Genomic DNA, 15,043 nt, shown 5'->3' with positions numbered 1-15,043 from the left:
AGGGGTACCCTGCCCATCGACACAAAATACCATGGAAGAGGGCGCTTTCGAGGCGGCGCCCGTCGTGCCCCAGGACCGCATTGCCGCAATCGGCGCCAATGCGACGTTGTTGATGCACCCTTCGTCGGACAAAGAGTCGATGGAGAAGCTTATGCCCCGAATCCAGATCGAGCACATCGATGCCGCAGCGGGATTGCAGCCTCTCCTCCGCATCGAGGCCGAAACCCTGCTCGTCTTTTGGCGGGGCGATAGACCGGTGGGGCAGGTAATCGATCAGGGTCCCCCCGGAACACTCATCGATCTGCCACGACATTGGGCACAGCTGGCAGAGACGGCGCCCGATGCCGGCGCGTACCGCTCGGCGAGATCCCCATCGACGGGTGCGACGGCATCGCTCGTCATCTGCACGCGCGATCGACCGGAAGAACTGATCCGCTGCCTCGCTTCGCTGGAGAAACAGACGCGGACACCCGATGAGGTAATCGTCGTCGACAATGCGTCGCGCGATGGGCGAACGCGCGCCGCTGCTGAGGCCGCGGGCGTGATCTATGTCCGTGAGGACCGCCCCGGCCTTGATATCGCCCGCAATGCCGGCGTGCGCGCCGCGCGTGGCGATATCATCGCCTTCACCGATGACGATGTGCGATTGCATCCGTCCTGGTTCGAACGGCTGACCGGCGCGCTGGAGGATGGGACGGCGATGGCGGCAACCGGGCTCGTTCTCCCCGCCGAGCTCGAGACCGAGGCGCAACAGATTTTCGAGCGACACTGGGGTTTCGGGCGCGGTTATGATCCACAGTTGTTCGGCGCCGAATTCTTCGCCGCCGACACGAAGACAGGCAGTGAGGTTTGGCAGATCGGCGCGGGCGCGAGCATGGCGTTTCGCCGTGCGGCCTTCGATCTGGCGGGACTGTTCGACGAAAGACTGGATGTGGGTGCTGCCGGCTGCTCCGGCGACTCCGAATTCTGGCACCGGATACTGAGCAAGGGCGGCGTCTGCCGCTACGAGCCGGCCGCCGTCGCCTTTCACTATCACCGCCGCGATCTCGCGGGGCTCAGCTCGCAGATCTACCATTATATGAAGGGGCATTCGGCCGCGTTGCTCGTGCAATATGAGCGCAGCCGCAATCGCGGCAACCTGTGGCGCGCGTTCAATTTCCTGCCGCGCTATTATGCCGGCCGCAGCTGGAAACGGCTGCGCTACGGAAAGCGGCCCGAGAACCAGTTTCTAGGACGAGAGATTGCAGGGTTCCTCGCCGGGATCGCATATTATCTGCGCCATGCGCGTGCGAGCCGGGGATGAGCGCGGTTTCGATCATCGTTCCGGCACGCGACGCGGCCCACACGCTGCCGGCCGCGCTGGACAGCGTCATCGAACAGCGCTTCGGCGATTGGGAGGCGATCGTAATCGACGATGGATCTACCGACGCCACCATGGAGATTGCGGACCGCTACGCTACCCGCGATCCGCGTTTTCGCATCGGATCCACCCGGGGCACCGGCGTATCGGCGGCGCGTAACGCAGGGATCGCCATCGCGAACGGGCGGCGGCTGCTCTTCCTCGATGCCGATGATTGGCTCGCACCCGATCAGCTCGGCCGGCTGTTCGATGCCGCGGAGGCCGCGCCGGATGCCGTGGCGAGCTATTGCGGCTCGATGCGCGTCGCGGCGGGCGGGCACGGCTTCCTCCCGCGCTTCAGCCGGGAGATCGCCGACGCGGGGCAGCTTTTCGCCCGGCGCAACGGCCTTGCCGTGCACGCGGCGCTCGTCTCGCGCGACCATGTGGAAGCGATCGGTGGCTTCGACCCCGATCTCCAAACCTGCGAAGATTGGGATCTATGGCAAAGACTGGCGATCGAACGGGGGGCTTTCGTGCCCGTGCCGGGGCTGCACGCCCCGTATCGGTTGCATCCCGGTTCGCTATCGCAGCAGGTCGACCAACTCCACGCCGACGGACTGAGCGTGATCGGCCGGGGTTTTGCCGCACTCCGCGACAAGGGCGCGCAGGCGGAACTCGCGCAATCCGCCGCGGAGCAGGCGTCGGCCTATTTCACCCTGTGGTGCGCGACGATCGCGGCGGCGCAAGGCAGTCAGTTGGCGGCGCCGTTTCGTACCTCCATCGCGAACGGCGAGGCGGGGCCACTGGCATCGATGATTCTCGAAGCCCTGTGCGTGGGCGGGTGCTGCTCACCGGCTGCGCTCGCGGCGCGTGCCGACTGGATGGAGGATATCGTCGATGGCCTGTTGGCCAAGCTCGACGATCTTGGGCTGCGCCGCGCGGTTCGGAATAGCCTGCACAGGTCGCTCGGCATCGGTGGCACCGATGCTCCGCTCGTGAGCGTGGTCATTCCCGCCTATAACGGGGAAGGGACGATCGACGAGACCCTGCGCAGCGTGCGAGCGCAGACTCATCGCCGGCTTGAGATCATCGTCGTCGACGACGGCTCCCGCGACGGCACGGTCGAAACCGTGCTGGCCCATGCGGCAGTCGATCCCCGCGTCAGCGTGATGCGGCAACCTAATGCCGGCGTAGCGGCGGCGCGCAATACGGGATGGCGATCCGCGGCGGCCAACCTGATCGCCTTTGTCGATGCCGACGACCTCTGGGCACCGACGAAGATCGCGCGCCAGCTCGAAGCGCTCGACGCGGCCGGGGGGCGAGCGGGGCTCGCTTACACCTGGTATGCGCGGATCGATCCGGACAGCCGCGTTATCAGCGTCGGCCATCGGCCCAATGCCCGAGGACAGGTGCTGCAGGACATCTTCAGGGGCAATTTCATCGGCAACGGCAGCGCGGCGCTGATCCGGCGCGCCGTGTTGGAGGAGGTTGGCGGTTTCGACTCCGGCTTGCGCGCGCGGGGAGCGCAGGGCTGCGAGGATTTCTCGATCTATTTCCGCATCGCCGAGAATCACGACTTCGCGCTCGTTCCGGAACCGCTGACGGGCTATCGGACGCTGCCCGGCAATATGTCGAGCGATATGCTCCAGATGTTGCGGTCGTGGCGCATCGTCGCCGACGAGATGGTCGAGCGCCATCCGGAATCGCGGGCGGCGATTACCGAGGGCCTCGTAAATTACCTCGAATGGTGCGCGTTGTCGGCGGCAGAGCGCGGTGACTTCACGTTGGTGTGGCGCTTTTTTCTTGATCTAATTTGCACCTCGCCGGGGCAGGCGCTGCGGCTCGTCGTCGGTCCTTTGGCCCGTCGGCTTGCGAAGGGGGCACGGCATCGCCTTGGCCGTTCGCCGCGCTGGAAAACCCACTATGTACGGTTCGCAATCGGCGATCCCGACCGCGCCATGGCCGCAGGATAGCCGGGCATGCGCATCGGCAGCATGATCACCGGGCGCCTATCGACACTGCGGGATCTTCGCGCACTGCTGAAAATCGTGCCGGCGGCGCGACGGGCGGCACCGTTGCTGATCTTCCTCGGCCTCGTCGCGTCCTTGGCGGAGACCATCGGCATCAGCCTGGTCATCCTCTTCCTGTATGTGACGATGGGCCGGCTGGGCAGCGGCAATGGCATGACGCGGATGTTCGGCCCCGCCGCCGAATGGGCAATGCACCTGCTTGGTGGCACCGCGCCGCTGGCAGTGGCGATCTTCGCGTTGATCGTTCTGCGCGGGTGGATCGCTTATTGGTATAGCCGGATATCAGCAGCGCTGAGCGCGCAAATCAGCGAGGCGGCGCGCAATGCAATCCACCTCCAATATCTCGAAGTGTCCTACGATTTCATTCGCCGGCACAGCCAGGCCGAGCTGATGGACGTTCTGGGCACGGACAGCTGGGCTGTGGCGAGCGCCTACCGAGCGTTTACGCGGATCATCATCAACCTGTCGGCGATCCTCGTCTTCGCCGCGTTCATCCTGGTGCTGTCGTGGCAGATCACGCTTGCCGCCGCGATCTCGGCTATCCTTGTCTCGGTCTTCATCGGCCGACTGTCGCAGCCCGTTGCCGCTTTGGGGGCCACGGTGAAGGCAGAGCATCAGTCGATGGGCGGGCGGATGCTGATGACGCTGCAGGGAATGCGCGCCATCCGCGCCTATCGCCGCGAGAGCGCTCAGCACGCCCATTTCGTCGAATCCTCCGCTGCCGCCCGCGAGGGCCTGACGCGCGTCGAGCGGCTGTCGGCCGCGATCGGGCCTGCCACCGAAGTGGGCTACCTCGCCATCCTGTGCTTGATCGTGGCGGGCGCGAATCTGTTGGCGATCGATTTTCAGGCGACGCTTACCATCGTCGCACTGTTGTATAGGCTCCAGCCGCACTTGCGGGAGTTCGAGGACAATCTGCTTTCTCTATCCCATACCGAACCTCAGATTCGCGCCGTCCGCGCCATGGTCGATCGGGCCGACAAGACCTTTCCCGAGGACGGACATGAGCCGCTTCCCATCGACTATTCCGCGATCATGCTGGAGGGCGTCGACTTTGGCTATGACGGCCAGCCCGTGCTGCGCGATGTCAGCCTGACCATTCCGCGCGGCAAGGTAACCGCGCTGGTCGGGGCGAGCGGATCGGGCAAGACGACCATCGTCAACCTGCTGCTGCGTCTCTACGAGCCCGATCAGGGCCGTTTGATGGTTGGCGACACTCCGCTCGCTTCGGTGCGGCGCGCCGATTGGCTGGGACAGATCGCCGTCGCGGGCCAGGACATCGATTTGGTCGAGGGCACGGTGCGCAACAATGTCAGGATGGCGCGTCCCGATGCCGACGAAGTCGCGCTGGCGCACGCCTACCGGCTGTCGGGGCTGGGCGATTTCCTGGCGGGGCTGCCACACGGTGATGAAAGCTGGATTGGACAGCAGGGGCTTAATCTCTCGGGCGGGGAGCGACAGCGCGTCGGCATTGCGCGCGCGGTACTGCGCGAGCCCGATTTGCTCATCCTGGACGAGGCCACGAGCGCGCTCGACGGCGCACTGGAAGCGCAGGTGCGGGCAAGCGTGCATGCGCATTTCGCGGGCCGCACGATGCTGATCATCACGCATCGTCTGGAGACGGTTCGCACCGTCGATCATGTCGTTCGACTGACGGAAGGACGTGTCGTCGGCGCCGGGTCGCCGGATGACATATTGCGTTCGGCGGATGCCGGTCCGGTCAGAGTGGTTGAGGCGGGTTAGCGGATCGGCGGGTCCGCCGGTGCCAGGCGAGCGCGGTCCGGACGATGGTGTCGATGTCCGACCGTTCGGCTTTCCAGCCCAGTTCGCGTAGCGCCTTGGTCGGATCGGCGATCAATATCGGCGGATCCCCCGCGCGCCGCGGACCGGTTTTGATGGCGCGGTCCGAACCGCATGCCGCCGCCACGGCATGGGCGATTTCGAAGACGGTCGTGCCCTTGCCGGTGCCGAGATTGAAAGCGTGAAAGCCTTTGTTTCCGGCGATCCATTCGCCCGCCAGCACATGGGCCCGCGCCAGATCCTCGACATGGATATAGTCGCGGACGGCACTCCCATCGCGCGTGTCGAAATCGGTCCCAAACACCGTGAAGGGCCGCTCTCCGTCCAGCGCGCCTTCGATCGCCAGCGGAATCACATGTGTTTCGGGATCATGGCATTCCCCGATCAATCCGTCGCTGTCGCAACCGGCAGCGTTGAAATAGCGCAGCGCGACGCTGTCCAAGCCATAGGCTACGGCATGATCGGCGAGCATGCGTTCCACGAACAGCTTGGACCAGCCATAGGGGTTGATCGGCGATTGCGGGTGATTCTCGTCGATCGGCACGACCCGCGGCACGCCATAGGTCGCGCACGTGCTGGAGAAGATCAATTTGGAAAGACCCGCCGCGCGCATGCGATCGAGCAATGTCAGCGAACCCAGGCTGTTGTTGCGGTAATAGAGATCGGGCTGGCGCACCGATTCCTCCACATAAGCAAAGGCGGCGAAGTGCGCGACCAGATCGGGGCGAACCTCGTCCAGCGCCTTGTCGAGTGTCGGCGCGTCGAGGATTTCGCCATGGATCAGCGGTCCCCATCGCACCGCATCGGCATGGCCGCGCGAAAGGTTGTCATAGGCGACCACCTTCCAGCCCGCCGCGGCGAAGGCCTTGCAACAATGCGCACCGACATAGCCGGCACCGCCCGTTACCAGCACGGTGCGCCTCATGTCGGCCGGCCCGAGACCGGCTCCAGCGTCCGGAAATAGTCGACGGTGCGGGTCAATCCCTGTTCCAGCGGCACCGTCGGTTCCCAGCCGAGAAGCGTGCGTGCGAGTGTGATGTCGGGCTGGCGCTGCCTCGGATCGTCCAGCGGAAGCGGCCGGTGCTCGATCGGCGATGTGCTGCCGGTCAGCGCGAGGACATGGTGGGCAAGCTCTGCCATGGTGAATTCGATAGGATTGCCGATGTTGATCGGGCCGGTGACGTCATCGCCGGTTTCCATCAGGCGAATGAGGCCGTCGATCAGGTCGTCGACATAGCAGAAGGAGCGGGTCTGCTGCCCGTCGCCATAGAGCGTGAGCGGCTCGCCGCGCAGTGCCTGCATGATGAAGTTGGAGACCACGCGTCCATCGTCGGGCTGCATGCGCGGACCATAAGTGTTGAAGATGCGCGCCACCTTGATCGGCATATGGTGCTGACGCCGGTAATCGAAGAACAGCGTCTCGGCACAGCGCTTGCCCTCGTCGTAGCAAGAGCGTGGCCCGATCGGATTGACGTGGCCCCAATAGGTTTCGAGCTGGGGATGCATCTCGGGATCGCCATAGACTTCGGAGGTCGAGGCCTGAAGAATCTTCGCGCCGGTCCGCTTGGCGAGGCCGAGCATGTTGATTGCGCCATGGACGCTGGTCTTGGTCGTCTGCACCGGGTCGTATTGATAGTGGATCGGGCTCGCCGGGCAGGCGAGATTGTAGATCTCATCGACTTCGACATAGAGCGGGAAGGTGATGTCGTGGCGCAGCAGTTCGAACTGCGGGTGATCGATCACCGCCATCAAATTGTCGCGCGTGCCGGTGAAAAAGTTATCGGCGCAGATGACATTGTGGCCCCGCTCGAGCAGCCGCTCGCACAAAAAGGATCCGAGGAAGCCGGCGCCTCCCGTCACTAGAATCGTTTTACGCCGCGACGGCGTTCTACGCGGGCGCGTCGTCAAAACGTGCTATGCCACAATCGGCATATGTCTCGGTGCTGCAACGCAACATCAAAATGCATGATGCTAGAAGCGACGACAGCCCGACCGGTTCCCCGACGCCGCGAAAATTGAGTCGAAATCCGTTGAGACGCGTTTCAATCAGGTCAGTGAACGGCCGCTTCACCGGCATTCCGCCCGGCGGCCTTTTCGGTCGGATGTCGCAGTTGCGAACTCCGGCGGTCTGAAGAGACTCGGAAATCCACTTAACGGCCAAAATTTTCGATTGGCTGGGTGCCCCGTGAATATCAAAACGGCCTTCCAGGCCGGTCCAGCCTCGTCCATTATTTGATATCAAGCTGCTGATAAAGCACCATAACTGCCCACTTGTGATTACATTCGGCATTCGGGGCTTTCTGGTCAAGACATATATATTGTCCCCGATGTTGGCGGTCAGGCCTGCATAAAAAGTACCGGCGCCGGAGCGGCATCTCTATTCTATGCTTGGCAGGTCGGTGATCCGCCATAGGGAGATCTGGAATGGCACATCGGCGTGATGATCCTTCTGTCTGTCGAGCGGCGGTGGGAAGTGAAAAGGTGCCAGTGACAGGTTCAGATGTCGCCAACTCGCACCCGTGAACTTGTTGAGATTCCTTCCGGCGGAAGGCGTGTCGCTGACCAATAGCCACGTCGCGCCCGACCGGCGGAAGTTCTCCAGCATCGCCGCGATATCCTGAAAAGACAGATGCACCCAGCAATCCCTGCACAGGATCAGGTCGCTTTGCGGCAGCGGGTCTTTCGCGAGATCGGCCAGGATGAACCGTACTCCTGGGCGCGCGTATCGCGACTGATTGTCATCGATCACGCTCGGGACGATGTCCGCCCCGATATACTCTACCTCACCGAAATCGACGAGGCGCATCCAGTTCCAATCGCCGCACGGGGCATCCAGCACGAGCTTGACCCCGAGCCGGCCGACCAGGTCGGGGAGATAGGAACGCAGATCATCGGTCGCGGCGATCTCGGAACCGCATCCCGAGCCACTTTCCGCGCTTCCCCACAGCCGTTGCGAATAACATCTCTCGAACACGTGCTGACGGCTTCGCAGCTTGCGCAATATTTGCTGAACCCCGGGGGTATCTGCAATCGCATCGACTGTGCTTGTTTTGATACCGAACATGCTGTGCCCCCGCCGCTAGCAAACCGCGAGCGTTATGCGGAAATATCTTAGGCCCAGCGCGAAATACGGCCACGGAAAAGAAGTAGATAATCCCTCTCGTGGGAATAGGTGCTAGCGCCCGAGGCGCGTGTAACGGCCGTTCATTGGCGTGCGAGCAATATTCACAGTTGGACCAATAGGTTGCCGATGCCTAACGGCGCACCGAACCGGTAGCCGCACCTTGAGTGCCGCCCGTGTCCGGAGGCATCGGGCCGCCACGATCCTTCCCCGGAGACCGGTGTCTGATATCCGGTCGGCACAAGGGTGGAGCCTGGTTGAATTATCTGAGCGGCCCATAGCAGATGCGGTTAAGGAGCTTCTGGCGGTGCGGTATCCCACCAAGACCGAAGATAACGGAGCCGTTGCGAAGGCGGGTTTGGTCGCCATCGATCCGCGGAGTTTGTCCTTCCTTTGACGCGACAACGAGCGTTGGCCGCCGAATGCCTGGCCCGAAAACCGGTGTCAGCATCAGGATTGATATCGAGATCGACGCCGATCATGAGGCGAATGTGTGCCTACCGCTTTGTGGGGATTTTAAGAGCCACATTTTCTGCTAAGGAAAAGTTACACCTCTTTGGCAACCAATTGCCGTTGACCTATCTGATCGGCCAACATGCGAACGTGTAATACTTAAGTGGTAGCTTCAGTGCGTAAGTATATGTAGCTTTCACGGATAAACATATAGAGTACGCGACCATGGATGTGATCGATATTCAATCTCTGCTAAATGGCCTGGGCATTGTCAGTAGCGTTTCCGGAACGGATCTTTCCTGTATCATCGAAGGTCTGTGCATGTGCGCACTCAGCGATGACGAAATGGGTCTGGCGGAATTGAGCCGTCTACTTTCCTGGCTACTGGGGAACACGCCGTCGCCGCTGAACTGAGCGAGTCGTCGGTGATGCTTTGGCGATAGGGGTCATGCTTGCCCTGCGGTCCGGACGCGAGCGCTGCCCGCAGGCATCGGCCGTCGGTACCTCAGGGTGCTCGGCGATCGGTGGCGATCACATGATCGCCTTGATGATCAACTTATCTGCTCCAACGATCGCTCCCGTGGAATCGGTCTGCGGGAAGACATTCATCGTATAGCTGTCGTTGGGATAGGGTTCGTCCTGATGCACGGTCATCGGTAGACCGACAGCGTTGACCGCGCTGACAAAGTTCTGAACGATCGGCATCCACTCGGTGCGATTGGGCGCGCCGAACTCGCCGATATGGCCCTTCGCTTCCAGGCCATGTTGTGCGAGCCATGATAGGAACGGGGTCACGCGCTGCACGCCGAGCTGAGTATTGCTGGGCGCCGCCTCGCCTCCACCGCCATAGACGCCGCTGGAATTGGCGTCGAAATATTGATGCGCGGAAAAGATCGTGCGGCCGGCCGGGTCGCTGAGCTGATGGATCGTCGGATTGTTCGATGCCCAGGACTCCGCGCTCGCCCATCCATAGCCATCGATGAAGATCGAGATCGAGGTGTTGATCTTGCGGATAGCGGTGATGGCGCTCTGGCACGCGCTCTGCCAGCCACTGGACCCGATCGCCAGATCGTGCGGCTCGTTCATCAACTCGATGCCCATGACCGCGGGATGACTGCCGAAGGTTTGCACGAGCTTGACGCAATAGTCGACAAAAGCATCGACGGGGAGCTGGGCGGACCCCAGTTGCGCCTGGGTCTTGCTCGCCCAGGTGCCGTTATAGCCGACATAGCGGCGACCATAATTGTGCGCGAGATCGAGGATCACACGAAGGTTGTTCCGCGCGGCGAGATCCAGATAGCGGTTCACCAGGTTGACGGGGTTGCGCAACGGGTTGTTGGGATCGGAATAATGGTCGAGCAATTGCTCGCCCAGGGCGCCGTTGAGACGAGGTTGCAGGCGTTCCCAGCTGCCTTGCAGCCGGACGTGGTCCATCCCGACGCTCGTGTAATATGTGAAGTGACCGTCGGGTATGACGAATACCTCGCCGTTGAGATAGCCCGGCAGGTGGTCGGGCGTCCCTTCGATCGACGACAGATTGACGCCACGACGGAGGCTGGCCGTCGGCGTAGGTGTTGGCGTCGGCGTCGGCGTGGGCGTGGGTGTAGGAGTTGGCGTAGGGGTCGGGCTGGGCGTCGGCGTTGGGCCCTTCGCGCCGCTCTTCCCCGGCGCCGTGCCGGTCTTGCCTGACGCGCCTCCGCAGCCTGTCAGCACGATGGCGGCGCCGGCGCCCAGCCAATGCAGCATCTTGCGACGGCTCGGCGGGGCATCGTTACCGGTCTCACGTTGAAGTGTCACTGCCCGTCTTCCTCATAAATCAAGTAAAATCATCAATTATCAAGAAGAAACCCAATGATAATCGAAATAGGTAAGTAAATTGTCACTACGCATCGCGATTGGCGGCCTGCGCAACGCAAGCGCCATTGCAACGGCGATGTTGATCGGAATCTCCGGCAAGAAGAAGCAGTTGTCGGTATGTCGCCGCCCAGACGGGCGCACCACAGCAGCGAAGCCGCTTGCGGAATCCGCCAGACTGGCTATCGGAGCGACGCGCCACTTCCATAGCGTGCAAGCATAGAGCGCGCTATTTTTGTGATGACTGGCCGAAAATTAGGGATTAGATCGTTGGAGTGAGATTGTCGGTGACCCTTACTATTTTGCGTTCTTGGACGCTACTTAGCGGAGTGGCCGTACCGAGCAAGTAATCCGAAAGAGGTAGGGTCGCGGGCCGTCGCGCGCCGACCCATTGGTCAGGCATCGTCGCCGGGCTTTGATTGACGCAAGTTAAGCAACCTGGGCGCGCGCCGCGACGTCAGATAATATTCCCCCAGAATTCAATGCCTTCATCTGCGGCGACATTGGGCCATTGCGCCAGGCAACGATGCGCGAACCGCTTCGCGATACGGCCCGAAGTCGAGATATGTTCGGCATTGGCGATGCTGTCGATCCAGATTGTCTTTGCGGCGAACAGACGCCCAAGAACGATAAATGGCAGCATCGGCGCCGATCCGGTAGTGAGGATCGCCGCCGGACGCTCCTTCCACAGGATCAGCAGCGCGCGGACAAACACCGGCGCGAAGGTCTTCAGCCGAAAGCGCGACGCATCCGGTACGGTGTAGTAACGCTGGCCGGCAACCACCTCGGCATAGCTGTCGAACGTCGAGACATAGGCGACGTCGAATCCCGCGAAGGCCGGGCGAAGCCGCAGCAATTCGATCCAGTGCCCGCCGCCGGACGCGCCGACCAGCAGCCGAGGCGGATTCCCGGCGATGCGGCTTCCGCCGCGATCACGCGGTGCCGGCGGCGACCGGCCGCGCACCGCTGTCGGCGAAACCGGGCCCGGCGTCATGTTCGCCAACTCAAAGCCGGCGTTCGGCGATGCGCACGGTGTCGCCGGGGCGCACGGGCGTCGACGGCGTCAGCGGGACCGTGATCTCGCTGTTGGTCAGGTCGCGGGTGATGAAGATTGTCTTCTCATTGGCGCGATAAGTGAAGCCTTGGGCGGTCGCGACCGCCTTCAGCACAGTGAGGCCGTTGGTGAAGGGGTATTGCCCCGGTTTGCCGACTTCGCCGAGGATGTAATAGGGTCGATATTCGATGACTTCGGCCGATACCCTGGGATCACGCACGATCTTGCGGTCAAGCAGTGCATTGGTGATCTTTGCCTGCAGTTCGACCGGCGTCGCGCCCTTTGCCGAAATCGTCCCGATCAGCGGCAGCGCGATGGCGTTGTCGGCGCCAATGATGAACTCGCCGCTCAGATTCTCGAAACCGAAGGTCGTCACGCGGATCTTGTCGCCGGCGCCCAACGTGTAGGCGGTGGCCTGTGGCGGCGGCCCGACCGGCAGCGACTCGGCGGCGCATCCGGCGACCGCGACTGCCAGTGCCGGCGCGATGAACGTTCGATAAATCCTCATGACACTCTCCCCATGAAGCCGTCACGACGTGGCGCGATCCCGCATCAACTCGGCGGAACCGCGATGCCGCGATGGGCCTCCTCCACAAAATGATCTGGCCGTGCCGGCGTTTTCGCCCGGGGGGCGAGCGCGGCGCGGTAACAGGCTTCGACATCGCGTAGGACGCGCGGCCAGCCGAATGTTTCAAGGCGATCGTCGAGGCGGTCGCGCTCGGCGTCGTCGCACGAATAGTAGGAAAGGTCGGTCAGGAACCGATCGACGCCGTCGTCGCGGTCGAAATCGATCGCGGTGCCGAAGCCGATCCGATCGAGCGTGCGGCGGAACGCCGGAATGTCGCTCAGCAGGGGATAGAGACCGGCAGCGATGCCCTCGACCGCCGCCAGGCCGAACCCTTCATAGGTCGACGCGCAGACATAAACGCGCGACCGCGCGATCAGCGCGGACAGTGCCGCGTCGCTCGGCGATACGTGAAATTCCACCATCCGGCCGATCCCCAGGTCGTCGCACAGCGACCGCAGCGACGCCTGCGAAACGCCCATCGCTTTACCCGCGACGATCAACCGCCATTCGGGATCGCGAGCGGCAAGCCTGGCGAACCAGCGGAGCAGCCGCTCGAGCCCTTTGTTGGGCGCCAGCCGGCCAAAATAGATCATGGTCTTTCCGGTGCGATTGGCGAGTCCGGTGAAGCGCTCGGTATCGACCGCGTTCTCGACGACATGGACGCGGTCGGGTGCGATCCGACGGAAGGTTTCGGCATCCTGCACGCTCGATGCCAGGACTGCCGCATAGCGGCGCAGCGTGAAGCGCGTGAGGGTGTTGAACCAGAGGCGCTTGATCGTGTGCGCGAACTGGGTGTGAAAAAACCCGCCGTGCGTCGAAACGACCATCGTCGATCGGTGCAGCCACCGCGTCCAGCTCAAATAGTCGGCGGCGAATTCGATGCCATGGACATGGACCATGTCGGGCCGGCCGAGCTGGCGAAGGATGCCCGGGGCGAGCGGATAGCGAATGCCACCGACAAAACCGACGCGCCGGATTTCGACGCCGCCGCGCAAATCGACCGGGGGCAGAGTAGTGGTTGGGCCGTCGAAGATGCGGTTGAGCGTCACTACTCGGACGCGGTGCCCTGCCGCGGCCTGGCGCTCGGCGAGCGCCCGAACGAAATTCTCCATGCCGCCGATCCCGGGAGGATACTGCCGGACCACATGCGTGATTCGCAAGCCGGCCGGCCCAGGCATGCCGCCGTGCATCACCGATCAATACGCATGCGGGTCGCCCAGCATGCGCGGCAGCGTGAGCAGGATGATGCGCAGGTCGCAAGCCAGCGACCAACTCGCGATATATTCGCGATCGGCGCGCACGCGCCGTTCCATCGAATACAATTCATCGATCTCGCCGCGCAGGCCGCGTATCTGGGCAAGGCCGGTGATGCCGGGTTTGACCATGAACCTTTTGGCATAGCCGTGGATCAGCGAGCCGTAATGCCGATCGTGCGCCAGCGCATGGGGACGAGGGCCGACCAGCGACATGTCGCCGCGCAACACGTTGATCAGTTGCGGCAGTTCGTCGATGCTGGTTGCCCGCAGTATCGCGCCGATCCGCGTGACGCGGCTGTCGCCTCGCATCGCGTGCCGGATATGCTCGCCATCTTCGGCGACATGCATCGTCCGGAACTTGAACAGTTCGAACGGCTGTCCACCCAAGCCGGAGCGATGCTGACGGAAGATGATCGGACCGGGGCTGGTCGCCCGGATCAGGAACGCCGCGACGGCAAAGATGGGCAGGAAAAGCAGCAGCGCGAGCAGAGACGCGACGATGTCGAGCGCCCGTTTCGGGCGGGAATAAGCCGGCCGCGCTGGCATCGACCTGCCCAACGGCTCGAGGTTCGCCTTATATGTTTCGCGCCGTTTGTCGCGAGTTCCACCCAAATATTGGTGTGACGATATGCTGCCGATATTTGCCATTAGGTCACCGGTCTATTGAGAGGCGTAAATCATGCTCGCCTCTATTGGTGATTATGAAAGTATCACGTAGCCGGTAGTTAACAAATCGTTCATAGGAATTAGCTGAAGGGGCCGCCTAATCCTTAAGGGCCGAGTCTTCAGGACAACTAGTCGGGAGCAATCGGGCAGCGCCGAGTCGAACGCCGTTTCAGCCGACGATCAGGGTACCGACAACGCGTGTCTTCATGTCGCCCAGACGACCGACCAGGTGCTGGATCGCGGCGATGGTGGTGCGATTGCGCCGGACGATGAGCACGGCAGCATCGAGCGTTTCGCAAAATGCCGGCGGATCCTCGAACACCATGCCGACATCGACGATCATCATCCCGAAACTGTCGAGCAATGGCATGACGCGGCCATGGAACCGTTCGCCATCGAGCAGCAGTGACGTGTTTTGGCTGGCGGTGCCGACCGGCAGAACGAAAAGATTGCGGACCCGCGTGGCCTCGATCGCCGATAGCGCATCAACGTCGCCGTTGAGCACCGCGGTGAGGCCGTAGCCCTCGCTTACGCCGAGCAGTTCATGATGCAGGGCATCGATGGCGGTGGCGTCGATGATCACCGTGCGAACGTTGCCTTGAGCATAGGTGATCGCCAGGTTCGCGGCGAGTACCGAAGCCTCGAACGATGCGTCGATGTTGAGGACAGCGACGCATCGAATGGGCGCGGCGCTCGTCGCGGCGCTGGAGATCGACATCCTGATCGATCGGGCGGTACGCGACACCGGATCGTCAGGGTCGAAGGCCGCCTTGGCATAGGAGCTCAGCTGGCCATTGCCGGGGGTGAACAGCATGTCGCGGACGGCGGCGGTATCGTCGTCGAGGCCGGTTTCATGCCCGGCCAGTTTAACGGCACTGCCTTCGCTCGATCGGATACGCATC

General features: G+C 62.7%; 13 protein-coding genes. 4 read left to right on the top strand and 9 right to left on the bottom strand.

The window, feature by feature from the left end:
* Positions 1–31 precede the first annotated feature (31 nt).
* From AC1DRD_RS19330 to AC1DRD_RS19320, 3 genes are read left to right on the top strand one after another with little or no spacing between them, the layout of a single operon-like run.
* A complete protein-coding gene (locus tag AC1DRD_RS19330; protein WP_478042679.1) occupies positions 32–1,303 on the top strand; it encodes a glycosyltransferase family 2 protein in 1,272 nt (423 codons plus the stop codon).
* Positions 1,300–3,312 carry a glycosyltransferase family 2 protein gene (locus AC1DRD_RS19325; RefSeq protein ID WP_478042756.1) on the top strand — a complete coding sequence of 671 codons (2,013 nt, stop codon included), beginning with the start codon at positions 1,300–1,302 and terminating at the stop codon, positions 3,310–3,312. The genes AC1DRD_RS19330 and AC1DRD_RS19325 overlap by 4 nt, the downstream gene beginning before the upstream one ends.
* Positions 3,313–3,318: 6 nt before the next feature.
* The gene (locus AC1DRD_RS19320) at positions 3,319–5,112 is read left to right on the top strand and encodes an ABC transporter ATP-binding protein (RefSeq protein WP_478042678.1); all 1,794 of its coding nucleotides are present in this window, start codon (positions 3,319–3,321) and stop codon (positions 5,110–5,112) included.
* Here AC1DRD_RS19320 and galE read toward each other — a convergent pair.
* From galE to AC1DRD_RS19305, 3 genes are all read right to left on the bottom strand, one after another.
* On the bottom strand, positions 5,090–6,094 hold the full coding sequence (gene galE / locus AC1DRD_RS19315) for a UDP-glucose 4-epimerase GalE (protein ID WP_478042677.1): 1,005 nt from the start codon (positions 6,092–6,094) through the stop codon (positions 5,090–5,092). The genes AC1DRD_RS19320 and galE overlap by 23 nt on opposite strands.
* Positions 6,091–7,029, bottom strand: coding sequence for a UDP-glucuronic acid decarboxylase family protein (locus AC1DRD_RS19310; RefSeq protein ID WP_478042676.1), 939 nt, complete (start codon positions 7,027–7,029; stop codon positions 6,091–6,093). The genes galE and AC1DRD_RS19310 overlap by 4 nt, the downstream gene beginning before the upstream one ends.
* Before the next feature lie 517 nt (positions 7,030–7,546).
* Positions 7,547–8,233, bottom strand: a complete 687-nt coding sequence (locus AC1DRD_RS19305; RefSeq protein WP_478042675.1) for a class I SAM-dependent methyltransferase — start codon at positions 8,231–8,233, stop codon at positions 7,547–7,549.
* 735 nt (positions 8,234–8,968) lie between these two features.
* Here AC1DRD_RS19305 and AC1DRD_RS19300 point away from each other — a divergent pair.
* Complete coding sequence (locus AC1DRD_RS19300) at positions 8,969–9,157, top strand: hypothetical protein (RefSeq protein WP_478031857.1); 189 nt, start codon at positions 8,969–8,971, stop codon at positions 9,155–9,157.
* A 117-nt stretch (positions 9,158–9,274) separates the two neighbouring features.
* On the opposite strand, the gene AC1DRD_RS19295 is transcribed toward AC1DRD_RS19300, so the two are convergent.
* The 6 genes from AC1DRD_RS19295 to AC1DRD_RS19270 form a co-directional block, all read right to left on the bottom strand.
* Positions 9,275–10,540, bottom strand: a complete 1,266-nt coding sequence (locus AC1DRD_RS19295) for a glycoside hydrolase family 5 protein (RefSeq protein ID WP_478031856.1) — start codon at positions 10,538–10,540, stop codon at positions 9,275–9,277.
* A gap of 514 nt (positions 10,541–11,054) precedes the next feature.
* Complete coding sequence (locus AC1DRD_RS19290; protein WP_478031855.1) at positions 11,055–11,591, bottom strand: UDP-N-acetylglucosamine--LPS N-acetylglucosamine transferase; 537 nt, start codon at positions 11,589–11,591, stop codon at positions 11,055–11,057.
* 10 nt (positions 11,592–11,601) lie between these two features.
* Positions 11,602–12,159 (bottom strand): polysaccharide biosynthesis/export family protein, encoded by a 558-nt coding sequence (locus tag AC1DRD_RS19285; protein ID WP_478031853.1) that lies wholly within the window; start codon positions 12,157–12,159, stop codon positions 11,602–11,604.
* A gap of 44 nt (positions 12,160–12,203) precedes the next feature.
* On the bottom strand, positions 12,204–13,331 hold the full coding sequence (locus AC1DRD_RS19280; protein ID WP_478042674.1) for a glycosyltransferase family 4 protein: 1,128 nt from the start codon (positions 13,329–13,331) through the stop codon (positions 12,204–12,206).
* Positions 13,332–13,415: 84 nt separating this feature from the next.
* A complete protein-coding gene (locus AC1DRD_RS19275) occupies positions 13,416–14,021 on the bottom strand; it encodes an exopolysaccharide biosynthesis polyprenyl glycosylphosphotransferase (RefSeq protein ID WP_478031851.1) in 606 nt (201 codons plus the stop codon).
* A 289-nt stretch (positions 14,022–14,310) separates the two neighbouring features.
* Positions 14,311–15,042: a P-loop NTPase family protein gene (locus tag AC1DRD_RS19270; protein ID WP_478042673.1), complete on the bottom strand. Its 732-nt coding sequence runs from the start codon at positions 15,040–15,042 to the stop codon at positions 14,311–14,313.
* Position 15,043 lies beyond the last annotated feature (1 nt).

It is taken from the genome of Sphingomonas sp. P4_G2 (genome assembly GCF_056401155.1).
The sequence above is the reverse complement of the archived record's forward strand: the minus strand, read 5'-3'. Positions and strand labels throughout refer to the sequence as shown.